Source organism: Halorubrum sp. CSM-61, assembly GCF_003781945.1.
GTDB lineage: Archaea > Halobacteriota > Halobacteria > Halobacteriales > Haloferacaceae > Halorubrum.
Genome location: NZ_RJJW01000004.1, coordinates 1 through 25,854 on the forward strand (window position 1 = coordinate 1; position 25,854 = coordinate 25,854).

At 67.7% G+C, this 25,854-nt stretch carries 23 protein-coding genes; 9 read left to right on the plus strand and 14 right to left on the minus strand.

The window, feature by feature from the left end; genetic code table 11:
• The 3 genes from EDM04_RS07960 to EDM04_RS07970 form a co-directional block, all read left to right on the plus strand.
• Nucleotides 1-630: transposase (locus EDM04_RS07960; protein WP_164471108.1), on the plus strand; the 630-nt coding region annotated here is incomplete at its 5' end.
• Nucleotides 631-773: 143 nt separating this feature from the next.
• Nucleotides 774-1,208 (plus strand): hypothetical protein, encoded by a 435-nt coding sequence (locus EDM04_RS07965; protein WP_123620907.1) that lies wholly within the window; start codon nt 774-776, stop codon nt 1,206-1,208.
• Between the two features lie 628 nt (nt 1,209-1,836).
• Complete coding sequence (locus tag EDM04_RS07970; protein WP_123620909.1) at nt 1,837-2,835, plus strand: AI-2E family transporter; 999 nt, start codon at nt 1,837-1,839, stop codon at nt 2,833-2,835.
• Between the two features lie 51 nt (nt 2,836-2,886).
• Here the strand turns inward: EDM04_RS07970 and EDM04_RS07975 are convergent, their stop codons facing one another.
• Together EDM04_RS07975 and EDM04_RS07980 are read right to left on the minus strand one after the other, a co-directional pair.
• On the minus strand, nt 2,887-3,753 hold the full coding sequence (locus EDM04_RS07975; RefSeq protein ID WP_123620911.1) for a lamin tail domain-containing protein: 867 nt from the start codon (nt 3,751-3,753) through the stop codon (nt 2,887-2,889).
• A 117-nt stretch (nt 3,754-3,870) separates the two neighbouring features.
• On the minus strand, nt 3,871-5,214 hold the full coding sequence (locus EDM04_RS07980; RefSeq protein ID WP_123620913.1) for a glycosyltransferase family 2 protein: 1,344 nt from the start codon (nt 5,212-5,214) through the stop codon (nt 3,871-3,873).
• A 230-nt stretch (nt 5,215-5,444) separates the two neighbouring features.
• Here EDM04_RS07980 and EDM04_RS07985 point away from each other — a divergent pair, with 230 nt between their 5' ends.
• Nucleotides 5,445-5,951: a ferritin-like domain-containing protein gene (locus EDM04_RS07985; protein ID WP_123620915.1), complete on the plus strand. Its 507-nt coding sequence runs from the start codon at nt 5,445-5,447 to the stop codon at nt 5,949-5,951.
• Between the two features lie 852 nt (nt 5,952-6,803).
• Here the strand turns inward: EDM04_RS07985 and EDM04_RS07990 are convergent.
• From EDM04_RS07990 to EDM04_RS08005, 4 genes are all read right to left on the minus strand, one after another.
• Complete coding sequence (locus tag EDM04_RS07990) at nt 6,804-7,973, minus strand: zinc-dependent alcohol dehydrogenase (RefSeq protein ID WP_123620917.1); 1,170 nt, start codon at nt 7,971-7,973, stop codon at nt 6,804-6,806.
• Between the two features lie 13 nt (nt 7,974-7,986).
• Nucleotides 7,987-8,763, minus strand: coding sequence for an SRPBCC family protein (locus tag EDM04_RS07995; protein WP_123620919.1), 777 nt, complete (start codon nt 8,761-8,763; stop codon nt 7,987-7,989).
• Between the two features lie 203 nt (nt 8,764-8,966).
• Nucleotides 8,967-9,923, minus strand: a complete 957-nt coding sequence (locus EDM04_RS08000) for a TIGR03557 family F420-dependent LLM class oxidoreductase (protein ID WP_123620921.1) — start codon at nt 9,921-9,923, stop codon at nt 8,967-8,969.
• Between the two features lie 264 nt (nt 9,924-10,187).
• The gene (locus tag EDM04_RS08005; protein ID WP_123620923.1) at nt 10,188-10,418 is read right to left on the minus strand and encodes a DUF1328 domain-containing protein; all 231 of its coding nucleotides are present in this window, start codon (nt 10,416-10,418) and stop codon (nt 10,188-10,190) included.
• 180 nt (nt 10,419-10,598) lie between these two features.
• Here EDM04_RS08005 and ggt point away from each other — a divergent pair, with 180 nt between their 5' ends.
• Both ggt and EDM04_RS08015 read left to right on the plus strand, forming a co-directional pair.
• The gene (ggt, locus tag EDM04_RS08010; RefSeq protein WP_123620925.1) at nt 10,599-12,227 is read left to right on the plus strand and encodes a gamma-glutamyltransferase; all 1,629 of its coding nucleotides are present in this window, start codon (nt 10,599-10,601) and stop codon (nt 12,225-12,227) included.
• Between the two features lie 241 nt (nt 12,228-12,468).
• Nucleotides 12,469-13,872 carry an ABC transporter substrate-binding protein gene (locus EDM04_RS08015; RefSeq protein ID WP_123620927.1) on the plus strand — a complete coding sequence of 468 codons (1,404 nt, stop codon included), beginning with the start codon at nt 12,469-12,471 and terminating at the stop codon, nt 13,870-13,872.
• A gap of 672 nt (nt 13,873-14,544) precedes the next feature.
• On the opposite strand, the gene EDM04_RS08020 is transcribed toward EDM04_RS08015, so the two are convergent.
• The 5 genes from EDM04_RS08020 to lipA all read right to left on the minus strand — a co-directional run bounded on the left by EDM04_RS08020 (nt 14,545) and on the right by lipA (nt 19,754).
• Entirely contained in the window at nt 14,545-15,339 is a 795-nt protein-coding gene (locus EDM04_RS08020; RefSeq protein WP_123620929.1) for an ABC transporter ATP-binding protein, read from the minus strand.
• Nucleotides 15,336-16,241 (minus strand): ABC transporter ATP-binding protein, encoded by a 906-nt coding sequence (locus tag EDM04_RS08025; RefSeq protein ID WP_123620931.1) that lies wholly within the window; start codon nt 16,239-16,241, stop codon nt 15,336-15,338. Before EDM04_RS08025 ends, EDM04_RS08020 begins: the two co-directional genes overlap by 4 nt.
• Complete coding sequence (locus EDM04_RS08030) at nt 16,234-17,577, minus strand: branched-chain amino acid ABC transporter permease (protein WP_123620933.1); 1,344 nt, start codon at nt 17,575-17,577, stop codon at nt 16,234-16,236. The genes EDM04_RS08025 and EDM04_RS08030 overlap by 8 nt, the downstream gene beginning before the upstream one ends.
• A complete protein-coding gene (locus tag EDM04_RS08035) occupies nt 17,574-18,695 on the minus strand; it encodes a branched-chain amino acid ABC transporter permease (RefSeq protein WP_123620935.1) in 1,122 nt (373 codons plus the stop codon). The genes EDM04_RS08030 and EDM04_RS08035 overlap by 4 nt, the downstream gene beginning before the upstream one ends.
• A gap of 120 nt (nt 18,696-18,815) precedes the next feature.
• Complete coding sequence (gene lipA / locus EDM04_RS08040) at nt 18,816-19,754, minus strand: lipoyl synthase (RefSeq protein ID WP_123620937.1); 939 nt, start codon at nt 19,752-19,754, stop codon at nt 18,816-18,818.
• A gap of 156 nt (nt 19,755-19,910) precedes the next feature.
• On the opposite strand from lipA, the gene EDM04_RS08045 reads away from it, so the two are divergent.
• Entirely contained in the window at nt 19,911-21,386 is a 1,476-nt protein-coding gene (locus EDM04_RS08045) for an MATE family efflux transporter (RefSeq protein WP_123620939.1), read from the plus strand.
• A gap of 31 nt (nt 21,387-21,417) precedes the next feature.
• Here the strand turns inward: EDM04_RS08045 and EDM04_RS08050 are convergent, their stop codons facing one another.
• Genes EDM04_RS08050 through EDM04_RS08060 form a run of 3 tightly spaced genes read right to left on the minus strand, consistent with a single transcriptional unit; the run spans nt 21,418 to nt 23,438 of the window.
• Nucleotides 21,418-21,927 (minus strand): hypothetical protein, encoded by a 510-nt coding sequence (locus EDM04_RS08050; RefSeq protein ID WP_123620941.1) that lies wholly within the window; start codon nt 21,925-21,927, stop codon nt 21,418-21,420.
• A 37-nt stretch (nt 21,928-21,964) separates the two neighbouring features.
• Nucleotides 21,965-22,573 (minus strand): cysteine hydrolase family protein, encoded by a 609-nt coding sequence (locus EDM04_RS08055; protein WP_123620943.1) that lies wholly within the window; start codon nt 22,571-22,573, stop codon nt 21,965-21,967.
• The gene (locus tag EDM04_RS08060) at nt 22,566-23,438 is read right to left on the minus strand and encodes a YqcI/YcgG family protein (protein ID WP_123620945.1); all 873 of its coding nucleotides are present in this window, start codon (nt 23,436-23,438) and stop codon (nt 22,566-22,568) included. Before EDM04_RS08060 ends, EDM04_RS08055 begins: the two co-directional genes overlap by 8 nt.
• Before the next feature lie 118 nt (nt 23,439-23,556).
• On the opposite strand from EDM04_RS08060, the gene EDM04_RS08065 reads away from it, so the two are divergent.
• Together EDM04_RS08065 and EDM04_RS08070 are read left to right on the plus strand one after the other, a co-directional pair.
• Nucleotides 23,557-24,135 carry a DUF655 domain-containing protein gene (locus EDM04_RS08065; RefSeq protein ID WP_123620947.1) on the plus strand — a complete coding sequence of 193 codons (579 nt, stop codon included), beginning with the start codon at nt 23,557-23,559 and terminating at the stop codon, nt 24,133-24,135.
• Between the two features lie 789 nt (nt 24,136-24,924).
• A complete protein-coding gene (locus tag EDM04_RS08070; protein WP_123620949.1) occupies nt 24,925-25,842 on the plus strand; it encodes a 16S ribosomal RNA methyltransferase A in 918 nt (305 codons plus the stop codon).
• Nucleotides 25,843-25,854: the final 12 nt, after the last annotated feature.

Consider the following 25,854-nt stretch of genomic DNA (forward strand, 5'->3'; position numbering starts at 1 on the left):
CGGGAATGGCGCGGCCGCGCCATTCCCTTAGAGGGCAAGCAGCTCCGAGCTGTTCTCGATGACCTTGACCGGAAATACATCGATGTGGAGGTCGAAGTCGAATTCAAACGGGGGCCGTACAATGGGACACAGTCGCTGGATACGAAGCGATTTCGCGTCGTCGGCGTCCGCAACGAGGACGCCGACGACTACCACCTGTACATGACGAATTTAGCTAGGGAGGAGTTCTTTCCGGCGGATTTAGCGGAGATCTACCGCTGTCGGTGGGAAGTTGAGTTGCTGTTCCGGGAGCTGAAGACGCAGTACGAATTGGACGAGTTCGACACGAGTGACGAACACGTGGTGAGGATCTTATTGTACGCAGCGCTGCTGTCGCTGCTTGTAAGCCGCGATCTGTTGGATCTAGTCACTGAGCAGGCGGATGATGAGCTTGTGTTTCCGACAGAGCGCTGGGCGGCGACCTTCCGGTCGCACGCCCAGCTCATTCTCCACGAACTCGGTGAGTTCCTCGGCTACTCACCGCCGCAGCTGCTCGACCGGCTGATCGAAGACGCTCAAAAGATCCACCAGCAACGACCAATCTTACAAGAGACGCTCGCTACCGCTACACAACCGAGGTGTGAGACTTAACTAAAGACGGATGAGCTATTCGGTCAGACACAATTGATAGCGAAGCCGGAGTTGGAAAAGCAACAGAACAGGTCACAAAAGCAATTACTGCGTTAAAGCAAGTTGGGTCGGGAACAGAAATTGAGACAGAAACTCCATTTTCTTTGGATCCAAATGGAATTGAAAACTATGAACCTGTCATAATTACAGCCACGCATTATGACCAGCTGGCAACCAGGGAATTCCCGAAGTTGCTAACAGGATATTCCGACAACGAATTGCCATATGTGTGCTCAGTATATGATTTAGAATCGATTGTCGAGGTTCTATCCGCCGAAAGGTTGGTAGACTATATCAATGCGAGAAGAACTGAGATTGTTAAAGGTAGAGCACATGGTGCAGGGGATGAGGTTGACTTTCTTGAAGCATACCTAGCAGGGGTCCTTCGCACTTCATCGCTGCCTATCCCGTCAACAGAAGAGTCAGAACAAGCAGGTGTTTCAATTATTAGGAGAATTACAAATTTAGATTCGGGTGCTGGTGAAATACTTGCTGAAAAATATGGTGTTCAAGTAAAATTTGACCCGACTGCCTATTAGGAAGGCAAGGGTTCCGTTTTAACACGGAGACCTACTGAGTAACACCTCTAATTGAATTATAAGTTCGAGTCTGAAAATAGTTTTTGGGAGAGTATTCCGGGTTGCTAGTAGTGTTCCCGAAACAGGGGTGCACTCGTCCTTCCTCCAAATTGTGATTGAAAAACGTGTTTATCGTTCATACTTGAAAAACACATTGTAGCCAACTATGAGTGGCAGAAGACCAAGATGAAATGGTCTTGACGGGTATGGGTAAATCACAAGGTAGAGATCTACATAAATAATTTTTCATTAGTTTTATGTCAAATAGAACCGCTTGGTATGGCGAGAGTGCCCTGATTGTGGCTAGAAGCAGAAGGTGAATGAGGGACGATGAACTACCTTATTAAAATGCGAGAAACCTTTCATGCGTAAGCCCTGTTTTTGAAATCGAATTTGGCAGAGTAGCTCGTAGGTCGGTAATATTTACTGGTTCGAGTGCCGAGGCCGGCGTTCCGCCACGGTTCTGAGGAAAATTCTCGTCCCCGCACTCGCCACGAACTGACGTTACGACGCTCGTAACCGCGGTAGCCGAAAAATCCGTATGCGACATCGGGCGACTACTTTTCCGCCTGCGCAGTCCCGAACTGATATGCGCCCATCGAAAAGCGTCTTCCTGTTCACCTTTATCGTTCTCCTCGCGCTGACGGTAGCGCACGTGTTGCCGTTCCTCAACTTCTTCCTCCTTGCGGTGTTACTAACGGTCCTCTTCTTGCCCGTTCAGAAACGCTTGGAGGACCGGATGGGTGCGGGCAAATCGGCCATGGCCATCGTACTCGTGTCGTCGGTCACGGTCGTCCTGCCGTTCGTGTACGTCGTCCGTCAGACCGCGTCGGACGCTATCGGCCTCCTTCGAGACATTAGCGAGGGGAACGTCACTCTCGCTCCTCTGGAGGAGCGTATCCAGGATCTCGCTGGGAGAAACGTCGACCTCACCAGTTCGCTGCAATCGGCGGCCAGTGACGTTCAGGTCGACAGTGTGGTGAACGTGGTGGGAGCGATCACCCACACCTCCATCGGTGTGGGGCTGACGCTGTTCCTTTTGTTCTACTTCCTAAAGGACCGCGAGGAGTTCTTCGAGTGGCTCCGCGCCCGGATGCCGCTGCCCGACGACACACAGAGCGAGTACTACGACGAGCTCGATCGCATCCTGAAAGCGGTCCTGTTCGGCCACGTCCTCGTCGCGTTGGTACAGGGTCTGCTCGCCGGCCTCGGCCTGATAGTGGTCGGCATCCCGAACGCCACGTTCTGGACGGCTGTGATGACCGTCCTCTCGCTGCTGCCGATCGTCGGCTCGTTCCTCGTGTGGGGGCCGGCTGCCGTCTACCTCTTCCTGAACGGCCAGCTTACGCTGGCCGTCGGCCTCTTCGCATGGGGGGCAATCGTTGTCGGCTTTTCCGACGATTACCTCCGACCGATCGTCGTCGATCGGTACGCGAAAATCAACCCGAGCGTCATTATCATCGGCGTCCTCGGCGGTATCTACGTCATCGGTTTCATGGGCATCTTCTATGGCCCCGTCGTCATCGGCATGCTCAAAGTGACTGTGGACGCCTTCGCCGACGAGTTCGCGGTGGAGGAAGTCGACTAGCGGTCGAACTCCCGCCGCCGGCCGTCGTCCGTTGGGCGTCGAGGGTCGGAGTCACTTCAGATACGGCTCTCGAAGCACCTCTCGCCCGTCCGCGGTCCGGACGGTGATCGTGTCGCCGTCGTCGTCCCAGACCCCGCTCGCGGCGCCCCAGTGGACGTCGGTCTCGGTGTCGGAGCCGCGACCGCTGTGCAGCGTGACGCTCTGACCGGCGTCGAGGGTGAACCCGTCGGGGAAGGCGAACCGCTCGCCCGCCTCGTTCTCGACGACCCAGCCCGAGAGGTCCAGCGCCTCCTCGCCCGTGTTCCGGAACGTCACGTACTCGTCCTCGACGTCGTCTCCGAGCCCCCGCGACTCGTGGATCTCGTTGAGGACGAACGCGCCCGTCTCGACGGCGCGCGACGACTCCGACATCGCGGTGTCCCGCTCCTCCGGGTCGTCCGGTTCCGCGTCCGCGGTCGGCGTCTCGCTCTCCTGGGCGGCCTCGTCGGTGCGGACGGCCGTCTCGCTGTCGGCCTGCGTGACGCCGGTCCCGTCCGTCCCCGGGGGCGTCGACTGTTTTTCGTCGTCGTCGTCGTTCTCGCCCGTGCGTGCATCGGGGGCGTCCGGGTTCTCCGCTCCGCCGTCGTTCGGGTCGGCGATCTCGTCCCTGTCGACGAACTCGTAGGCCGGCTGACCGTCCCCCCGAGTCGCGGTCTCCCGGTACCGGAGGGCCAGCGATTCGGACTCGAAGCGCTCGAAGAACCGGTCCCACGAGAGCTCTTCGCCGCGCTCGTCGTCGGGGTCGGCGAGCAGCCGTAGGTCGGCGCCGTCCGCCCCTTCCGCGAGTACCGGAACCGTCTCGTGCTCCTCGCCCCACTCCCGTATCCGCTCGCGGTCTGTCGTCACCTGCCACGCGGCGCGATCGGTGTCGTCGGACATGGACGCAGCGTTGGGGAGATCATCAGTTAACTACCGACACCGTTTCGCGATCGGTTCGGCGTTAACGCGGTGTTACTCGGCGTCGTCGCTCGGTCACCGCCCCGCGTCGTCGTTCGATCACCCCTCGGTGTCGTCGCTCGCACTCGTCACGTAGCGCGTCGGTCGCCGGAGGACGAACTCGCCGAGGAACGAGGCGACGATGGCCTGCGTCTGCACGAAGACGTACGGCCACAGGAGGAGAGGACCCGCGTACTCCACCGCGTCGCGCCGTTGCCCCTCCCGCGCGTCGACGGCGAGCGTGGCGTACGACGCCGCCAGCGGCGCGAGGAACACGAAGGCCCAGAGCCGGCCGGCGAGCGCCGGGGGCGCGTACCCGTTCCACCCGACGAGTGCCCCCACTGGTGCGGCGAGGACCAACAGCGGGATCGTCAGGAGCGCCCCGAGCGTGGCGGCGAAGTCGACGCGAGCGGCGATCCCGGGCGGCCCGGAGAGGAGGTCGGTCCCGAGGTACCGGCGGGCGACCTGCATGCCGCCGCGGGCCCACCGCTTGCGCTGGTGCCACCAGGCGGAGACGCCGACGGGGTTGCGCTCCGCGGTCACGACGCCGGGATCGACCCTGACCGTGCCGCCGGCGCGCTGGAGGCGGTAGGCCATGTCGAGGTCCTCGAGGAGGACCGACTCGTCGAACCGTCCCACCGCGTCGAGCGCGGCGCGCCGGACGAACGCCTGTCCGCCGGTGAAGATGGCGAACCCGCCCAGGCGGTCGCGGGCGACGAACTCGGTCCGCTCGACCAGGTTCCGCTCGACGGTGGCGACGAGCGCGACGAGCGACTCGCGGGGGTTCGTTCCCCGGCACCGACCCTTCACGCACCACACCGACTCGTCGCCGGCGAACCACCGGACCGCGCGGGCGACCGCGCCGGGTTCCAAGCGCTGGTCGGCGTCCAACACCGCGACCACCTCACCGGTGGCCGCCGCCATCGCGTCGTTCGTCGCGCTCGCTTTCCCGCCCGGCGGGGCGGTGCGCTCGACGGCGGTCACCCGCGGATCGGCCTCGGCCGCCGCCTCCGCGACCGCCGCCGTCCCGTCGGTCGAGGCCGACTCGTAGCCGACGATCACCTCCAGTCGGTCCGCGGGGTAGTCGACGCCGGTGCAGGCGTCGATCGTCTCGCCGAGAACGTCGGCCTCGTTGTACGCGGTGACGACGAGGCTGACCGAGGGCCACTCCTCTCGCGGCGGTGCCGCGGGGGGATCGCGTCGCCCGGCCGCCACCGCCGTCGCGGCGAGGAGCCGACCGCCCGCGGCGGTGCACCCCGCGAGGAGGACGGTGATGAGAACCCGACCGTACGCGGGGACGACGAGGGCCGGAGCGACCAGGACCGCGGACAGCGACGCCGCGACGATCCCGGTGGTGACGCTTCGGATCGAGAGGGAGGTCTCGTCGGGGGTGAGCGTGTCCACGCCGCAGACGACGTGCGCACGCGGCTAATAACCACGCGTCGACGGGTCCGCGAGTCGTTCACTGCGCAGGCGACGTGCTACCGTATAGCCCCTCTTCGACGCCTGAACGGGGGGTATACCGAGATACTGCAATTCCGATTAGACCGCGATCGCCGGTACCGAGCACCGTTGCCTTGCGTTTGCAGGCTCTCACGCTATTTTCGCGCCGCCCCTCCTTCGAGGTGGAACCCATGACAGTATCCAACCTCCGAGACCTGTTCGTTCACGGCCTCGAAGACATCTACTACGCCGAAGGGGAGCTGCTCGACGCGCTTCAGACCCTCGAAGACCAGACCGAGGAGAGCGAGATCGCTCAGGCGTTCGCCGAGCACCGCGAGGAGACGCAGGGCCAGATCGAGCGCCTCGACAAGGTCTTCGAGACGCTCGACATGGTGCCCGATACCGAGGAGTGCGACGGCATCGAGGGCCTGATCAAAGAACACGAGACCTTCGTCGAGGAGGAGGACCCCAGCGGGGACGTGCTCACCCTGCACAACCTGATCGCGGGGCAGAAGACCGAACACTACGAGATCGCCGCCTACGGGAACCTGGCGCTGCTCGCCGAACGCCTCGGCATGGACGACGTCGGCGACCTGCTTCACGAGAACCTGGAGGAAGAGAAAGAGGCGCTCGACAAGCTCTCCGGGTTCGTCGACGACTACGACTACGAGAAGGTCACCGAGACCGCGGCGGACTGACGGCGGTCGCGGAGCCTCTCGGCAGACTTCGAGCGCGCGGCGTTTTTTGTCCGATCGAGTCGGTTCGAGAGCCGCCGGACTGTGATCCGTCGTCGCCGTGACCCACTCACCTCGCTCCGTTGAAACCCGCGGCAATTGATGTCTCTGACCCGGTCGCGGTCAATACAGACACAGCGACGAGCGATTTCGGGAGTGGGTATTGCAGATCGGTGCCGGCGAGTAAGTATTTAAACAACTGGGAGCGACAACGACATCTCTTATAAAGTGCGATGCAGTCGGCGCGCCTGCGAGCGGCCGCCACCGGCGGCCGCGAGCCAGCCCGCGAGGGAGTCGCTGGCGGCGACAGCCGCCAGCGACGAGGCTGGGGAGGCGTGAGGCTGCGGTCCCGCGAGCGGAGCGAGCGGGAGCATGGAAGTCGCAGCGCCGAGCGCAGCGAGGCGGCCGTCTTCCAGCGGTGCGGAGCGGTAGGGGACTCAAAGGGGCAGCCGCTGAGGACGGCTCAGGCGACGCAAGCACCGTAACGAGGGAGCAACGCGACCGAGTGAGGCGCGCAGCGAGCGTGAGCCGCCCTCAGCGGCTGGGGCTTTGGAGGTGTTCACCGCAAAGCCGCCGTGGGCTTATAAACAGCCGCCAGCAACACCACTCGATCCCTTATAAACAACCACTCGATAAATGTGCGATACGTACTCCCGTACTCGATCAACAAGCACTCTTCAGCGACCGGGCGTTTCAGCCCGGTTTATACCTGAAGAACGGGATTTTGACAGAGCCGCTCGCATCAGCGATCGAACGGCGGGACGGCCACCGGCACCGCGCGTCCGAGAGCGTCGGCGGCCTCGGATCACCCCCTCCCTACGGCTCCAGAACGACCTTGATACAGCCGTCGTCCTTCCGATCGAACTTGTCGTACAGCTCCGGGCCTTTCTCCAGCGGAGCCCGGTCCGTGACGATGAAGGAGGGGTCGATGTCGCCGTCCTCGATCCGCGCTAAGAGCGGGTCGAGGTAGCGCTGGACGTGCGTCTGCCCCGACTTGATCGTCAGGGCCTTGTTCATCACCGAGCCGAACGGGAGGTTGTCGACGCGACCGACGTACACGCCCGGAACCGAGACCGTTCCGCCCTTCCTGCAGGACTTTATCGCCTGCCGGAGCACGTGGGGGCTGTCGTCCTCGAGGTGCGCTCGCTGCTTGACGCGGTCGGAAACCCCGCTCAGGCCGGTCCCGTGCGCCTCGGTGCCGACCGCGTCGATGCACCCGTCCGGCCCGCGGTCGCCGGTCATCTCCATCAGCCGGTCGTACACGTCCTCCTCCTCGAAGTGGATCGTCTCCGCGTCGCCGTGTTCGCGGGCCATCTCGAGGCGCTCGGGGACCCGGTCGATCGCCACGACGCGCTCGGCGCCGAGCATTCGGGCGCTCTGGACGGCGAACTGTCCGACCGGTCCGCACCCCCAGACGGCGACGGTGTCGTTCTCCTCGATGTCGGCGTTCTCCGCGGCCATGTAGCCGGTCGGGAAGACGTCCGAGAGGAACAGGACCTCCTCGTCGGAGAGCCCCGAATCGACCGTGATCGGCCCCACGTCGGCGTAGGGGACCCGGAGGTACTCCGCCTGCGCGCCCGCGTATCCGCCCGTGAGGTGCGAGTAGCCGTACAGGCCCGCGGGCGACTGGCCCATCATCTTCCGGGCCATCTCCGCGTTCGGGTTGGAGTTGTCACACAGCGAGTAGAGATCGCTCTCGCAGAACCAGCACGACCCGCAGCTGATCGTGAAGGGGACGACGACTCGGTCGCCCTCTTCGAGGGTCTCGACGTCGCTGCCGACCTCGACCACCTCGCCCATGGGCTCGTGACCGATCACGTCGCCCTCTCGCATCGAGGGCATCTTCCCGTTGTAGAGGTGGAGGTCCGACCCGCAGATCGCGGTGGCCGTGATCTCGATTATCGCGTCGTTCGGATTGACGATCTCGGGCCGCGGGACGTTCTCGACTCGTACGTCCTCCTTCCCGTGCCAGGTGAGTGCTCTCATTGGTGGATCCTCCTCATAGCAGATCTCCCGCACCGCGGCCCGAGGGGTTCCCCTCGAGCGTCGCGATCTCCCCGCTCTCGACGAGGCTCTTGAACCGACCCAACGCGTGGCCGGCGAGCGTCTCGGGGACGACGTCCAGTCGCTCTAGCGTCGCGGCTCCGAGCGTCTCGCCCGGCGGCTCGAACGTGAGCGACAGGGAGACGACCGTACCGCGGCCGCCGGGCGCCGGTCGGAACCGGACCGAGCCGCCGTTCGACGCCGACGCGTCGCCCGTCGTCTCCCAGCGGACGAGCGCTCCCGGCTCCGCCTCGACGATCCGAGTCTCCCAGGAGAACTCTGCGTCGGCCGGGCCGGAAACCGTCCAGCGGTGACGGTCCTCGTCGATCGGCGTGACCTCCGCGAAGTGGCCCATCACCTGAGACAACACGTCCGGATCGCGCCAGGCGTCGTAGAGTTCGTCCGGGGACTCGCCGATCGTCACCGAGCGGCTGAAAGCCGCCGTTTCGGCCCGATCGACCTTGGGCAGCCGATTCAGGTGCCGAGCGATACCCGTCCGATCGAGACCGACGCCGCCCAACAGCGTCCGGGCGAGGACGCCGACGCCGACGAGTGCCAGTACGAGCCCCCGGGCGGACCGCCGCCGGATCCCCCGGAGGAGGAGCATCGCACCGACGCCGAGGGAGGCCGCCCGCTTCGCTCGGTCGCCGGCGACTCCCGTCTCCGGCGACGGGGACGACCGTTGGGGCTCGATCGATCGATCGCGCCTCTCGTTCCGCTGTTCTGTGGTCATTTGAAGGGGTCCTCGTTTCGGTCGTCGCGTCCGTCGCGCACGCAGTCCGATACGACACCCCGTAGGTGGGGAGCGACCGGATTGAGCGGTGTGGCTGCAACTGCAAGGGATCGTGTCGACCGGAGGAATAATGCGGGGCTCCGGCGACGAACCCCGCCGGCTACCGCAGGTTCTGCGGGACGAGAGCCGGCCCGCGGAGCCAGTCAGGAGAACGACGGGAGGACCTCCTCCCGGTACATGTCGATCAGTGCCGCCTGATCGTCGCCGATCTGCATGGTGTAGACGTGGTCGTAGCCGGCGTCGATCGCCGTCTGAATGCTGTCGATGTGGGCCTGCGGGTCGGGGTCCGTGATGATGCTCCCCTCGGCGACGTCGTCCGCCGAGAGCGACTCGACCGCCTGTTCGAAGAGCGACGGCGTCGCCAGCTCGGTGCTCAGCTCGCCCGGGAGCTCGCTGTTCGGCCACTTCTCGTAGGCGGTCGCGACGGCCTTCTCCTCGCTGTCGCCGACGCACGCCTGGAGCTGACAGAAGCGGGGGCCCTCCCCGCCCTCCTCCTCCCAGACGTCGACGACCTCCTGCGGGCCGACCGACCAGAACCCGTCGCCGAACCCGGCCGCGGCGCGGGCGGTCCGCTCGCCGTACGCGGAGACGCAGATCGGCGGGGTCTCCTCGGGGAGGGTGAACAGCTTCGCGTTCTCGACGGTGTAATGCTCCCCGTAGTGGCTGACCTCTCGACCGGTCCAGAGCTTCCGGATCACGTCGACGGCCTCCTCGAGCATCTCCAGCCGAACGGCGTGGGCCGGCCAGCGATCGCCCAGCACGTGTTCGTTCAGGTTCTCGCCGGTCCCGACGCCCGCGTAGAACTCGCGGCCGTCGAACATCGCGGCGGCGGTGCCGGCGGCCTGCGCGTAGATCGCCGGATGAAAGCGGATGATCGGCGCCGAGACGCCCACGCCCACGTCGATCTCGTCGGTCGCCGCCGCGACCCCGCCCAGCGTCGACCACACGAACGGGGAGTGGCCCTGCTCGCTGACCCACGGATGGAAGTGGTCCGAGACGGAGAGGAAGTCGAACCCGGCCTCCTCCGCCCGCTCCGCGTACTCGACCAGTTCGCTCGGGTGATGCTCCTCGCTCGACAGCGTGAATCCTATCTCTACCATTGTGAACTCCGAGGGTTACCCACGCGGGATCTAGCTAGGTGACCGCTCAGAGCGTGAACTCACTGCTAGCATCTGAAAGGGCTTTTAGCCGCTCGCGTCTCGGATAAAACGAAACGCCCCAACCGCGTCGATGCCGTTTCTCGGTGCGAGCGCGGGCCCTTCCGACGTGAAGCCACTCAAGACGCGCGGAAGGCGCCCCCGTTATCCCCCAGCCACCGCGATCTCACGCGCCGCGGGGGGCCCCGGGACCGGCCGCCGGGGAGGTCAGAGCAGGAGCGAGATCACGGCCAGCACGAGGAAGACGATGACGAGCCACTTCGCGACGGTCATCGAGAGGCCGGCGACGCCGCGCGCGCCGAGGACCGCCGCGACGATCGCGATGATGAAGAACAACACCGCGAGCTCGAGGAAGTCGCCCGAGAACTGTAGCGGCATCGAGAGCTCTATTCCCGACTGGAGCAGTTGATCGACCGACGGTATGGTTGTACTGTCCATACCCTGAATGGTGGTGCCGTTCGATTAGTTATACGGCCTGAAAACGAGTAAGGCCGGATTATTCTCCGATCGCACGCGACGAGGCGACGACTCGGGGTCGGCTCGCCGGCGAGCACTGAACGGGCCCACACCGGAACTGTCCGGGCGGACGTTTAACAGGGCGCCGGTGAAGGTGTGTTCATGGACCCAGACGTGGACCGGTTCGGCTCTCGGCGCTCGACGGTGTACGGACAGCGAGGCGTGGTCGCCACGAGCCAACCGCTCGCGAGCGAGGCGGGGATCGAGGTGCTCCGGGACGGCGGGAACGCGTTCGACGCCGCGGTGGCGACCGCCGCCGCGCTCAACGTCGTCGAGCCCACGTCGACGGGGCTGGGCGGCGACGTGTTCGCGCTGTACCGCACCGCCGACGGCGAGGTCGGCGCCATGCGCGCCTGCGGCGGCGCGCCCGCCGACGCGACGATCGAGAACGCCAGAGCGGCGCTCGCGGCCGACGACGACGTTGACGAGGACGATCCGAGCGCGGTCGAGATGCCGATGACGGGGGCGCAGACGGTGACGGTTCCGGGGACCGCCCGCGGGTGGGAGGCGACCGCCGAGCGGTTCGGCGAATTCGGCCTTGATCGCCTCCTGCAGCCGGCGATCCGCTACGCGACGGAGGGGTACCCGGTCAGCGAGGTGATCGCGGACGCGTGGAGCCACGGGGAGGACCTCTTCGAGAGCGACCACGCCCGCGAGGCGTACCTCTTCGGCGGGGAGTCGCCCGCGGTCGGGGAACGGGTGACGCTCCCCCGGCTCGGCGAGTCGTTGGAGCTGATCGCCGAGGAGGGGGCCGACGCCGTCTACGAGGGCGAGATCGCCGAGGCCATCGCCGCGGAGGTGCAGGCGGCGGGCGGGTTCATGACGGTCGACGACCTCGCGGACTTCGAGGTGGAATGGCCGGACCCGGTCTCGACGACGTACAACGGCGCGGAGGTGTACGAGCTCCCGCCGAACAACCAGGGGCTCATCGCGCTGGAGGCGCTCAACGTCGCGGCCGAGCTGGGCGCCGGCGAGTACGACTACGACAGCCCGGAGCGCGTCCACTACTTCGCAGAGGCGCTGAAGGTGGCGTTCCACGACGGCCATCGGTACATCACCGACCCGAGCTACGAGGAGATCCCCCCGCTCGCGTCCGCGGACTGGGCGGAGCGCAGGGCGAGCGAGGTCGGCGAGACGGCCAACCGCGACGTGAGCTTCGGCGTCCCCGACGCCAACGCGGAGGACGCCGACACCGTCCTGCTGACGGTCGCCGACGAGGCGGGAAACGTCGTCTCCTACATCAACTCGCGGTTCGCCGGGTTCGGCTCCGGGCTCGTCGCGGGCGAGACGGGGATCGCCCTCCAGAACCGCGGCGCGTCGTTCTCGCTCGACCCGGACCACCCGAACCGCCTCGAACCGGGGAAGCGGCCGTTCCACACCCTGATCCCCGGACTGATCCGGTTCGACGAGGACGACTGGGCCGCCTTCGGCGTGATGGGCGGGTACATGCAGCCGCAGGGGCACGTGCAGGTGGTCTCGAACGTCGTCGACTACGGGATGCCGCTCCAGCGGGCGCTCGACGAGCCGCGGTGGCGCTACCGGGAGAGCGGCGAGTTAGCGCTCGAACCCCACGTCGACGGGGGGACCGCCGCGAAGCTGGCCCGGAAGGACCACGACGTCTCGACGCTCCCGCCGGTCATGTTCGGCGGCGCCCAGATCGCGCGGTGTCGGGACGGCGTCCTCTCGGCGGCGACCGAGCCGCGCAAGGACGGGAACGCGCAGGGGTACTGACCCCGACCCGCTCGCCGTCGTCGACCGCGCCCTCGCGGCGGACCGAACTGGGACGCCCCGGCGAGACATGATTGATATCTATAACTAACGGGGGTTTCGCCGCGATCGGCGAATGACGCGGACGCCCGAGAGCCGGCGTCTCGAACGCGTCACACCCCCCATCGTCGGAACGGATCGGGCTGCTGTGGTATTTGTGGGCGTGGATACTCTTATAAGCTCACGTATGGTATGGCGTAACAGAATGACGCGAAGGATACAGCGACGCGACGTACTCAAGGGCGCCGGAGTGGCCGGCATCGCGGCACTCGCCGGTTGCTCGACCGAGAGCGGCGACGGCAGCGACGGAGGCGACACCTCGGACGGAGGCGACGGCTCCGACGGAAGCGACGGGTCCGACGGCTCCGACGGAAGCGACGGTTCCGACGGCGGATCCGGCGGCGACGCGCCGGACGCCGTGATGGTCGTCGGCTTCCCGGAGTCGGGCATCCAGCTGTTCCGCGACTTCTACTCCGATTTCGCCAGCGACGTGCCGGACCTCGACATCATCGTGCCGGACGGGCTGATCGACAGCGACCTCCCCGGCGAGGTCGACAACGACATGAACAACGTCATCGGGACCGCGCCGTCCGCGGGCGGTCCGGGCGCGGACTTTTTCACCAGTTCCTACGAGGAGGAGTACGACACCGCGCCGGGCGTGTTCACCGCGCAGGCCTACGACGCGATGGCGGTCGAGATCCTCGCGGCGACCGCCGCGGGCGAGAACGACGGCGAGGCCATCCGCGACCGGATCCGGACCGTCGCGAACCCCGGCGGCGATGAGTTCGGTCCGGAGAACCTCCCCGAGGCGGTCGAAACCGTCGCCGCCGGCGATCCCGTCCACTACGTCGGGGCGTCGTCGAGCGTCGACTTCGACGTCAACGGCGACATCGCCACCGCGGCGTACGACGTGCGGGACTTCCAGGACGGCGAGATCGTCACGCTCGACACCCTCGAGTTCGGCAACGAGCTCTCGGACGAGGACCTGAACGCGCCGGCGGCCGACCCCGTCGGAATCGACGGGGAGTTCGAGGCGAAGATCGGCGTGCTGATGCCCGAGACCGGCGACCTCGGGTCGCTCGGCGGTCCGATCCGCGACGGCGCGCTGCTCGCCGCGATTCAGGTCAACGACGCCGACCTGAACGTCACGGTCGACACCCGGGTCGAGGACACGCAGACGGACCCGCAGGCGGGGATCTCGGGCGCGAACGCGCTCGTCGACGCCGGCTACGGCGCCGTCGTCGGCCCGGCCGCCTCGAACGTGAACCTCCAGGTGGCCGACCAGGTGTACATCCCCAACGGCGTCGTCGGGATCTCGCCGTCCTCGACGAGCCCGGACGTGACCGACCTGGACGACAACGACTACGTCTTCCGGACCGCGCCGTCCGACCTCCTGCAGGGCCCGGCGATGGCCGAACTCGCGCGCGGCGACACGATCGGCGCCGAGTCCTCGGGGACGCTGTACCTCAACGACGCCTACGGGCAGTCGCTCGAGGAGGAGTACGTGTCCTCCTTCGAGGAGAGCGGCGGGACCATCGGAGAGCGCGTCTCCTTCGAGCCCGCACAGGCGACGTACACCAGCCAGTGGTCGAGCGTGCTGAACCAGTAGGCGTCCCGTAGCGACGGTCGGTCCGTCGATATTTCCGTTTTTCTCGTGAACTCCGCTTTCGTCGTCGGATAGCGGGTCGTCCGGCGGAACTGGCCGCTGATAGACGGTTTTGAGTGATAGCGGGAGTGGGTGAAGCAGATCGGCGGCGGGGAGGGTATTTAAACGGTGATGAGCGACAGTGGCGATCGCTTATAAACGACGAGTGCGGTGGCGCGCGCCTCCGAGTGGCCGACAGGCCACGAGGAGCGCGTGCGAGGGAGCCCGCGGCCGCCGGAGGCGGCCGCGGCGAGGTTGGGGGGGCGTGAGGTGCGGGGCGGTGCGGTCGGGTGGGACTCAAAGGGGCAGCCGCTGCGGACGGCGCAGGCGACGTAAGGACCACAGGGAACGAGCGAAGCGAGTGACCGAGGACCGCAACGAGCGTGCGCCGTCCGCAGCGGCTGGGGCTTTGGAGGTCGTCACCGCGTCGACGACGTATAAACAGCCGACAGCAACACCTCAATCCGACTTATAAACAACTACTCCACCACAATGATTCACCCACTCTCGGCATCAATCGCCACTGGGTCTGTATTATCTCACTCGGGTCGGCACGTGTCGCCGACTGGGAGTTCGATAACCCGCTCGGCACTTCGCCGAACGAACTTCCCGCTGATCGAAGTGCGGGCGATCGAGCTACCCGCCGAGGAAGTCCTTCCGCACGTCCTCGTCGCCGAGCAGCACCTCCCCGCGGTCGGTGTACCGGTTCTCCCCGTTCACGAGGACGTAGCCGCGGTCGCAGCGCCGCAGCGCCTCCTTGGCGTTCTGCTCGACCATCAGGACCGCCGTCCCCGAGTCGTTGATCCGGTCGATCCGGTCGAACATGTCGGCGACGAGGTCGGGCGCGAGCCCCGCGGAGGGCTCGTCGAGCAGTAGCAGGTCGGGGTCGAGCATGAGCGCCCGCCCCATCGCGACCATCTGCCGCTGGCCGCCCGAGAGCGTCCCGGCCTTCTGCGCTTTCCGCTCCCGGAGGATCGGGAAGCGGTCGTAGATCTCCTCGATCCGGTCTTCGGGGACCTCGTCGAGGATGTACGCGCCCATCTCCAGATTCTCGCGCACGCTCAGCCCCGGGAACACGTTGTCCGTCTGCGGGACGAACCCGATCCCCTCGCGGATGATCTGCTCGGGCGCGAGCCCGTGGATCGATTCGCCCTCGAACTCGACGATGCCGTCCATGTAGGTCGTGAGCCCGAAGACGGTCTTCATCACCGTCGACTTGCCGGCCCCGTTGGGACCGACGATGGTAACGTACTCCCCGTCGGCGACGTCGAGGTCGACGTCGGAGAGGATCTGGAGGTCGCCGTAGCCGGCGTCGAGGTCCCGGAGCCGGAGGATCGCGTCGCCGTCGAGCGTGTGCGTCGTTCCCGCCTCGACGTCGGCTTCGGCGGAGGCCGCTGTGTCGTCGCCCGAGTCGCTCTCTTCGACGCTCATATGTCCTCCCCCAGGTACGCCTCGATGACTCGTTCGTCGTTCCGTATCTCGTCGCCGGTCCCCTCGGCGAGAACGCTTCCCTGGTGCATGACGATGACGTGTTCGCAGTTGTTCATGATGACGTCCATGTCGTGTTCGACGAGGAGGAAGGTGTAGCCGTCCTCGCGCAGCTGGTGGATCCGGTCGAGGAGCTTCTCCTCTAGCGTGGGGTTGACCCCCGCGAGCGGCTCGTCGAGCAGGACCACTTCAGGATCGGTCATGAGCGCGCGCGCCATCTCCAGCAGCTTCCGTTGTCCCCCGGAGAGGTTGCCGGCGTGTTCGGTCGCGAGGTGGTCGATCTCGAAGAAGTCGAGCGTCTCCCAGGCGCGCTCGCGGATCTCCTCCTCCTGTTCGATCACCTCGCCGCGGAGCCCGGGGGTGACCGCCCGGATCGCCGACTCGCCGATCTGGCCCTTCGGCGCGAGCATCAGGTTCTCCAGCACGGTCATCTCCGAGAGCTCGCGGGCGATCTGGAACGTTCGCACGAGCCCCTTCCGCGCCATCCGGTACGGTTCGAGCCCGGTGACGTTCTCGCCCTTGAAGTACACCGACCCCGCCGTCGGCTCGTGGACGCCGGTGATGCAGTTGAACGTGGTCGACTTGCCGGCCCCGTTGGGGCCGATAAGCCCGGTCAGCGACCCCTGTTCGACTTCGAAGGTGGCGCCGTCGACCGCCGTGACGCCGCCGAACCGCTTGACGAGCCCCTCGACGCGGAGCGGCGACGTCCCGCCGGACGGGATGTGCTTCGCCGCCTCCTCGACGGCGCTGTCGTTCGCCTCGGGCTCGTCGGTGATCGCGTCGGCCGCGTCGACCTCGTCCGCCGCGTCGGCGATGTCGGACGCGTCCGGGACGTCGCTACTCATCGGTCTCACCCCCGCCGGGTCGCTCCGAGAGGTCGACGGCCGCGGCCGTCTCGATCCGGTCGCCGAGTAGCCCGTCGGGCCGCCGGTGCATGATGAACACCAGGATGAGCCCGAGGAAGACGAACTGCAGCGGCGCGATGTTGTCCGTCGCGTACGCGAGGAACGCTGTCGGGTCCAGCGAGACCAGCGCGTCCCCGAACGACGGCGGCGTCTGGGCGTCGATGACGTCGCGGAGCGCCGCCCCGATGCGGCGCGGCCCCTCGAAGAGCACGGTCGCGAAGACGATGCCGCCGAGGACCGCGCCGGTGTTCGACCCGGACCCGCCGATGATGACGGCGATGAAGACGTAGAAGGTCAAGAGGGGCATGAACTGCGGCGTCGGCGAGACGTTGCCCTGGCTGCCGAACCAGAGGATCCCCGCGAGCCCCATCAGCGCGCAGCCGATGACGAACACCTTGATCTTGATCAGGTCCACGTTCTTCCCGAGCGAGTCGGCGACGAGCTCGTCCTCCCGGATCGCCTTGAGCGTCCGACCGAACGGCGACCGGCCGAGCCGTTCGAGCAGGACGTAAAAGCCGATCACGAAGGCGGCGAGCACGGCGATGTACCCCCAGTCGATCAGGATCGTGTTGGAGATGCCGAGCCCGCTCTCGCCGAAGACGCCGAAGACGAGGTCGCCGAGGGCCGTCGGCGTCCCGGCCTGTCCGTCGACGAGGAACAGGTCTCGGACGGGGTTCCGCGGCATTCCCATCCCCCGGCCGCCGCCGGTGCCGACGCCGAGCGCGTCCCTGAGGAACGTGTCGAACGCGCTCGACTGGAGGAACAGCCGGATGATCTCCGAGATGCCGAGCGTGACGATCGCGAGGTAGTCGGCCTTGAGCCGGAGCGCCGGGAGCGCCGCGAGCAGCCCCACGACGGCGGCCACCAGCATGCCGGCGGCGATGCCGACCGGGAGCGGGAGGCCGAATCCGGGCGGCCCGAACGCCGGGTCCGGGGATCGAACGACGATCCCCATCGTGTAGACGCCGAGCGCCATGAACCCGGCGACGCCGATGTTGAACAGCCCGGCGTACCCCCACTGGAGGTTCAACGCGAGCGCGGCGAGCGCGTACACGAGCCCGAGGAACGTCAGCGTCCGCATCAGCCCGACGACGCTGTTGAGCCCGTCGGTGAAGGTGAGAACGGTCGCGGCAAGGTAGACTAAGAGGAGCGTCCCGAGCACGAGCCCGAGGTCGCTCCGTCTGGCGGCGTCGATCAGGGCGGCGGTCGCGCTCTCCGGGGCCGATCCGTCGGCCGGCGCGTCCCCGTCGCTCGACGGCGGCGAAGCGTCGCTCATGCGGTCGTAACACCTCCGAAGAGCCCCTCGGGGCGCAACAGGAGCATGGTGATCATCACGGCGAAGGCGGCGGCCTCGTTGAAGTCGGAGGGGATCCAGATCGTGGACGTGGTGAAGACGATCCCGATGACGAGCCCGCCGGCGATCGCGCCGTACACCGACCCGATCCCGCCGAGGATCACGGCCGCGAAGATCAACAGGAGCAGCAGCCAGCCGAAGTCGAACTGGATCGTCCCGCGCAGCAGGACGTAGAGGTACCCCGAGGCGCCCGCGAGCCCGCCGCCGATGATCCACGTCGCGGTGACGACGCGCTCGGCCGGGATGCCGGTGACGAGGGCCAGGTCCTTGTTGTCGGCCATCGCCCGCATCGCGGTGCCGAGCTTCGTGCGCTGGAGCATGAAGTGCATCGCGAGCATGAGCCCGATCGCGGCGACGGCGATGGTCAGGTCGTGGGCGTTGACGGAGAGCCCGAGCGGGGCGAACGCCAGGTTCGAGGCCTCGACGCTCGCCGTGACGCCCCGCCGGTCGGAGCCGTAGACGAACTGGATCACGTAGCGGACGATCAGCGCGGCGCCGATCGACGCGATGAGGATCGAGATCCCGTCGCGATCCCGCATCGGCTTGTAGAACGCCCGGTCGAGCGCCAGCGCGACGACGGCGGTGGCCGCGAACGCCGCGAGCAGTCCGAGGAGTATCGCGATCGGCGTCGAGAGGATGTGCGCGCCGATGTCGCCCGATGTCGCACTCCCGGCGTCGCGAACGGTCAACAGCGCTCGGAGCGGCACGTCGCCGACCCCGGCGATCAGGAACGCGACGCCCCAACCGGTGAACGCCCCGGTGCTTAAGAGATCGCCGTGCGAGAAGTTCGCGAACGAGAGGATGCTGTACGTCATCGAGAGTCCGATTCCGGCGAGCCCGATTACGAGCCCGATCACGACCCCGCTCCAGAGGTTCGACCCGAGCCGATCGGCCGAGAGCGCCCCGCCGACCGGACCGAGAGAGACCCCGGCGAGCTTCGCGGCGAGGTCGACGAGGAGCAGGCCGCCGAGGAGAGCGACGAGGAGAAGCCCCGGCCGGGCCCGCGCCGAGTCGACGATCGACGAATCAGTTGTTCCCATGTGTGCGTCTCACTGACGCAGGGTGAGTCGTGGAGAGGTAAATAACTCGCTGTTCCGACAAAAGTCGATACCTCGAAAACGCAAGACAGCTGTCAGAACGAGGTATTTCCTCGACCTGCGTCAGTCGCCGCCCGCGGCCCGCGCGTGACGCCGGGCGTCCTCCGGCGAACGCCCCTCCCGGAGCAGCGCCTCGACGAACAGCTCGCCGGCCTTGTACGAGGAGCGGACCATCGGCCCGGACGCGCAGTAGAGGAAGTCGAACTCGGTTTCGGCGACGGCACGCCACGTCTCGAAGACGTCGGGGTGGACGTACTCGAACACGTCGAGGTGCGAGCGAGAGGGTTGGAGGTACTGACCGAAGGTGACCACGTCGACCCCGACCTCGCGGAGGTCGCCGAGGGTGCGGTACACCTCGTGGTCGTACTCGCCGACGCCGAGCATGAGGCTCGTCTTGGTGTGGACGTCGGACTCTCGGTCCACCCGATCGAGCACCGCGAGCGACTGCTCGTAGTTCGCCCGCCGGTCCCGGACCGGCCACTGGAGGCGCTCGACCGTCTCGACGTTGTGGGCGATCACGTCCGGGCCGGCGTCGACGATCCGGTCGATCGCCTCGGGGTCGCCCTGGAAGTCGGGAATGAGGGTCTCGACGAGGATCTCCGGGTCACGCCGCTTGATCTCGCGGATCGTCTCGGCGAAGTGCGCCGACCCGCCGTCCGCGAGGTCGTCGCGGTCGACCGACGTGAGCACGACGTAGTCGAGCCCGATCTCGGCGACCGCGTCCGCGACATTCGCGGGCTCGTCCGGGTCGAGCGGCTCCATCCCGCCCGTCTCCACGTCACAGAAGTTACACCCGCGCGAGCAGCGGTCGCCCATGAGCATGAACGTCGCCGTCCCCGGGCCGTCCCGGCCGGACCAACACTCGCCCATGTTCGGGCAGTTCGCCTCCTCGCAGACCGTGTGGAGGTCGCGCTCGCGGAGGCGCTCCTTGATCTCCGTGAACCGGGAACCGGACGGGGGACGCGACTTCAGCCAGTCCGGCTTCCGACGGCCGCGTTGCATACCGGGGCCACGGCGGCCGAGTGCAAAAACGTGAGGATCCGATCGGCATCGGCCGGACCTCCATCGCCCGGACCTGACCGACCGCACGCCCCGAGAAGAGTATACTATCTAACACCAATATATTTTTATTATACCTGTTCGATACGTAACTATTCGATGTTCGACGTCGACCGCGAGGCGATCACCGACGGGCCGGTGGGACGAGTGCTCGTACTGCTCGCGGCCCCGCTGGTCGCCCAGAACCTCGTGTACGTCGCCAACGCGCTCGTCGACACGTTCTGGCTCGGCCGGGTGAGCGAGGACGCGGTCGCCGCGGTCGGGCTCAGCCTCCCGGTCCAGTCGTTCCTCGGCGCGGCGGTGGTCGTCGCCGCGGTCGGAACGCAGATCCTCGTCGCCCAGCGCGTCGGCGACGGGGACGATTCCGGGGCGCGGCGCGTCGCGGTCAACGGCGCGCTCGTCGCGCTCGCGGTCACCGGCGCGATCGCGGTCCCCGTCGTCGTCTACGCCGAGGATCTGGTGCGGCTCCTCGGCGCGGACCCCGCCTTGGCCGGCACCACGGCGACGTACCTCGCGATCGTCGTCGCCGTCCTCCCGCTCGGCGCGGTCGGCGACACCGTGGAGAACTGCTTCACCGCCTACGGCGACACGCGGGCCGTCCTCCAGGTGAGCGTCGCCGGCGTCCTCGCCAACCTCGTCGCGGCGCCCGTGCTCATCTTCGGCGTCGGTCCGGTCCCGGCGCTCGGGGTCGCGGGCGCGGCCCTCGGGACGGTCGTCGCGGGCGTGGTCGGACTGGTCCACGTGACCGCGTACGCGGCCGGGATCGGACGGGACACGTTCCGGCTCACCCGCGACGCGTTCGCCGTCGACCGTGCTGCGGTGCGCGAGGTCGTCGCGGTCGGGGCCCCGCTCGGCGGCCAGCGCGGGGTGAGCGAGCTGGTGCGCGTGCTCGTCGTGGGGCTGGTCGCGCTCGCCGGCGGCGCGGCCGGCGTCGCGGCGTACACGGTCGGCGCGCGCGTGGCCACGCTCGCGGTCGTCCCCGCGCTCGGGGTACAGCAGGCGGCCCAGTCGATGATCGGCCAGAACCTCGGCGCGGCCGCCCCGCGCCGCGCCCGGCGGACGACGACCGTCGGCACCGGGATGGTCGTCGTCGGCTTCCTCGCGCTCGGCGCCGCCCAGTTCCTGTTCGCCGGGGCGATCGCCGACCTGCTCGCCCCCGACCTCACCGCGACGGGCCGGGACCTCGCGGTCACGTACCTCCGGATCCTCGGCGCCTCCTACTGGGCGCTCGGCGGGACATACACCCTGCTGGCCGGCTTCAACGGCGCCTCTCGCACTCGGACCTCCTTCGTCGCGGACCTGGTCAAGTACTGGGCGATCCGGTTCCCCATCGCGGTCGCCGCGGTGCCCGCGACCGCGACGTTCGGCGCGTTCGGCGTCGCGGTCGCGCCCGGGCTCGGCTGGGGGGTCGAGGCCGTCTTCTGGGCGGTCGCCGCCTCGAACGTCGTCGGCTTCCTCGGACTGGGCGCGTACTTCGCGTACACGACGCGACGGGGGATGTTCGCGAACGCGGCCGACCGCGCGAACGGCGGGGACGGAGCCGGGGGCGCCGCGGAGGTGGCCGACGACGACTGACCTCGCCGGGGGGCGACCGCGGACGGCGGGCTCAGTCGAGGTCGGCGACGCGGACCGACCCGACTACGTCGCCGTCACCGACGAGCCGGACCGTCACCGCGTCCTGTCCGGCATGGAGCCAGTCGCGGGGGACCGCGACGGTCGCCGTCTCGTCGGGGTCGAGGACGACGGGATCGACCGGCACGACCGACTCCTCCCCGTCGGGGAACGCGAGCGTGGTCCGCGCCACCCGGACCGGTTCGGTGCCGTCGTTGCGGAGGACGAGGTCGAACCGGTCGACCGCGCGCTTCTCACCGGTCCGCGAGACCGCGACGTCGACGTCGGCGACGCGGACCGGGGGGCCCGTCTCCGAGGTTTCACCGTCGTCGACGCCGGCACCGTCCTCGGCCTCCGCCACGTCCTCGTCGGTGAACTTCGCGAAACACCGGTAACAGCGGTAGACGGACATGTCCGGCGGCGGGACGTACCCGCCGTTCATCCGGATGGAGGTGACGAGGAATCGACTCCCGCACTCCGGGCAGTTCGGGGTCCCGCGGAACACGGTCGACGGTTCCCCGGGTGGACATATGGGCTTTCGGTCAACTGCGAAGGAGATCGCCGCTCTCGACGACCGTCGCGAACTCGCCGTCGAGGTGCGCGAGGGCGACGCGGTGGGAGGTTTCCGGATCGATCCGGTCGCCGTCGCGGGTCGTCCGGGCGTGAGTCGCGGTCGCGTCGGCGACGACGGAGACGTCGTACCCCCGGTTCTCGGCGGTCCGGACGGTCGTCGAGACGCAGTGGTCGGTGGTGAGCCCGCAGACGACGAGCGACTCGTGGCCCGCCTCTCGGAGCCACTCGTCGAGCCCGGAGTCGAGGAGCGCGCCGTTGATCGACTTCTCGAAGGTCGGCTCGCCCGCCGCGGGCGCGGTCTCCGGCTTCCACGCGAACCCCGGCGCGTCCGGGCGCAGGGGTGAGTCGGGCTCCGTCGAGGCGTGGCGCACGTGCGCGACCGGGCGGTCCGCCTCGCGCCACCGCTCGAGGAGCGCGGCCGCGACCGACTCCGCGTCGGGGTTGTTGCGCTCGCCCCACCCCGGCTCGTCGAAGCCGGTCTGGAAGTCGATCAGGAGGAGGACGGCGTCGTCGGCGATCACGGGGGCGTCGCCGCCGCGGTCCGCGGCGGAGCCCTCGGACTTCGACGTGTCAGTCATCGCCGAGCCCCGCGGTCAGCGTCGCGGCGTCGTCGCCGGGCGGGGGCGATTCGGCGAGCCGGCGCCACGCGCCTCGTTCCAGCAGCGCCTCGGGCGCCTTCGGGTGGTCGCGGGTCGGGTTCAGGGGACAGGCGTCAGGGCTCGCGTCGTCGTCCTCGCGGAACAGGTACTGCTTCCACTCGCGGTCGCCCTCGACACCCCAGTCGCCCAGATCGGCGTGGGGGCAGACTCCGTCGTACTCGCCCATGCGGTCGCGGATCGCCTCTCGGGCGCGCTCGCCCGCCTCCGTGTCGGCTGTGAGCCCGTCGAAGACGGCTCGCGGCTGGAAGGTTATCTCGAGGCCGACCGGCGAGTACCGGCTGTTGCGCTCGTCGTAAAACGGCGCCCGCGAGGTCGGGAACAGCGGCTCGCCGCCGAAGCAGAACTCGAATCGGGGCGTGTCGGGGTCGGTCGGGATGTCGTCGGGCCACGGCTCGGGGTCGTGGACGTGGAGGAACTCGAGGACGTGCCAGAGCCGCTCGTGGTAGTGCGCCTCGCCGGGGTCGCCCTCCGGCGGCCGGAAGAACACCGCCAGCGGGGCGCGGTCGGCGTGGTCCGCGTACGCGTCGAGGTACTCCCGGAGCGCGTCGCGGAACCGGAGCAGGGCCACGGGGTCGGTGGTCGACTCGCAGGCGGCGTACAGCAGGTCGCCCTCGCGCTCGACCTCGATGCCGAAGTAGCAGGGGAACGGGGAGCCGTCACGCTCGCCGAGCATCGACTCGCGGAAGGTACGGTAATGCTCCTGCAGCCAGCCGGGCGCGCCGTCGAGCCGATCGTGGAGCGTCTCCTGATCCAACAGCACGCCCTCGGTGCCGGGCTCGTTCATACCGTTCGTGGGGGACAGACGGGCTTTTGGCTTTCGCCGGTCGCTAGGGATCCGGAATCGGTCGCCGTCGGCTCCGCGCGCCCGCGGTTTTTTCACCGCTCGGACCCTCGAAACGCGTATGAGCGATCCCGAATCCGACGCGCCCGACGCGGACGACGGTCCCGCGGTCGTCCTGTTGGACGTGATGCCCAACGGGCGGCCGGACGACGACCGCCCGCAGTACCGGAAGTCGCCGGTCGCGTACGGGCTCGGAACGGACGCGTTCGGGCTGTACGAGCTCGCGCTCGAGGAGGGGGCGGACGTCTCCGTGAGCGACCGGATCGCGCTTGACGGCCCCGCGGTCGGCCGGTATCACGAGGTGTCGTTCGACGACCTCACCCGGAACGCGGCCGCCGAGATCGAGTACGCGGCCGAGGCCATCGTGGAGGGAGACGAGGAGCGGTTCGTCGACTTCTACAACGAGGCCGGACCGATCACGCTGCGGCTCCACCAGCTCAACCTCCTGCCGGGGATCGGCAAGCAGCTCCGGAACAAGGTGCTCGACGAGCGGAAGCGCCGCCCCTTCGAGAGCTTCGAGGAGATATCCGAGCGGGTCACCGGCCTCCATCGCCCGAAGGAGGTGATCGTCGAGCGGATCGTCGAAGAGATCCGCGAGGAGGACCTCAAGTACCGCCGCTTCGTCGGGTACGAGGAGTGAGGCGGGGAGCGTTTCGGTGGGGGGTACAGCAGCGGTCGCGAGCGAGTACTTTGTGCCAGATGTCCGGTGGATTTTGTGCCAGATGTCCGGTGGGTTCGGTGACGCGCGTGCCCCGTGATCGATGACGGGAGTACGTCTCGCAAATCGGTTCGATCGGGGGTTTATACGTGATCGAGTGATGTTGCTGACGGTTATTTATAAGCGGTCAACGGATCGACGGTGGAGACCTGCAAAGCCCCAGCCGCGAGGACCACCGAACGTCGTTCCTGCTCGCTTCGCTGCGCGGGCTGCGACGTTCGTGGTCCCGCTCGCGATGCTCGCGGGACTCGCGACTGCCCCTTTGAGTCCCACCCGCACCGCAACCGCGCCTCACGCCTCCCCAGCCTCGTCGGCTCGGCGCTTATAAGCGCCGAGCCGACTCCAGCGAGGGACCGAAGGTCCCTCTGGCAGCGAGGGACGGAGTCCCTCGGGCAACCGGGCTTCGCCCGGTGACAGCCGGCGCGTAGCGCCGGCGACCGCTCGCAGGCACGCAGGGAGGCGCGACGCGCCTCTTGCAGCCGGCGGCGGAGCCGCCGGCGGCGCCACCGCACTGTTCTTTATAAGCAATCGTCGCCGTCGATCACGGTCGGTTTAAATACGCCATCGCAACCGACGATCTGCAATACTCACTCTCGTCATCGATCCCGCTACGTCTGTGGGTGATCAGACATGTCCTCGCGGCGGACAGTCGGGACGGCCCGCGACGACCCGAAACGGGACTTTTACCCGGAGCCGCGGAGTAACGCGGCCATGACCGATTCATCGACGGGCGCTGGCGCGGCGTACGGGGACCGCGACCCCGACGCGCTCGCCCGGCGGGCCGGGGAGCGCGCGAACCCCGACCGCGACCAACACTTCCTCGTCGACGACCGCGTGCTCGATCGGATCCCCGCGTACCTCCCCGACGACGCCGACGCGAGCCATCTCCTGGAGATCGGCGGGGGCGCGGGGGCGCTCACCGATCGGCTGCTGGCGGTGGTGGCCGGCGACGGTTCCGCCGACTCCGGCTCCGACGCCTCCCCCAGCCGCCTCTCCGTGATCGAGCGAGACGGCGCCTTCGCCGACTTCCTCCGCGAGGAGTTCGCGACCGCGATCGACGACGGCCTCCTCGGCGTGATCGAGGGCGACGCGCTCGACGTCGACCTCCCGGAGTTCACCGCCTGCGTCGCGAACCTCCCGTACGGCGTCTCCTCTGAAATCGCCTTCCGGCTGCTCCCCGCGAAGAAGCCGCTCGTGTTGATGTTCCAGGCGGAGTTCGCCGACCGCATGGTGGCGTCGGCCGGCGAGTCCGAGTACGGCCGCCTCTCGGTGTCGGCCCAGCACTACGCGGACGTGGAGATCGTCGAGCGGGTCCCGAAGGAGGCGTTCGACCCCCAGCCCGCGGTCGAGAGCGCCGTCGTCCGGTGTACCCCCCGCGACCCCGACTACGAGGTGGGCGACGAGGCGTTCTTCCTCCGGTTCGTGAAGGCGCTGTTCACCCAGCGGCGCAAGACGGTCCGGAACGCGGTCCGGAACACCGGCCACATCTCCGGACTGGACGACCCGGACGCGGTCGTCGACGCCGCCGACGAGGACCTGCTCCGCCGTCGGCCGGGGGACTTGGAGCCGTCGGCGTTCGCGGCGCTGGCCGAGCTGGCGCGCGAGCGCGGATCGCCGACGGGGGTCTGAGCGATGACGTGG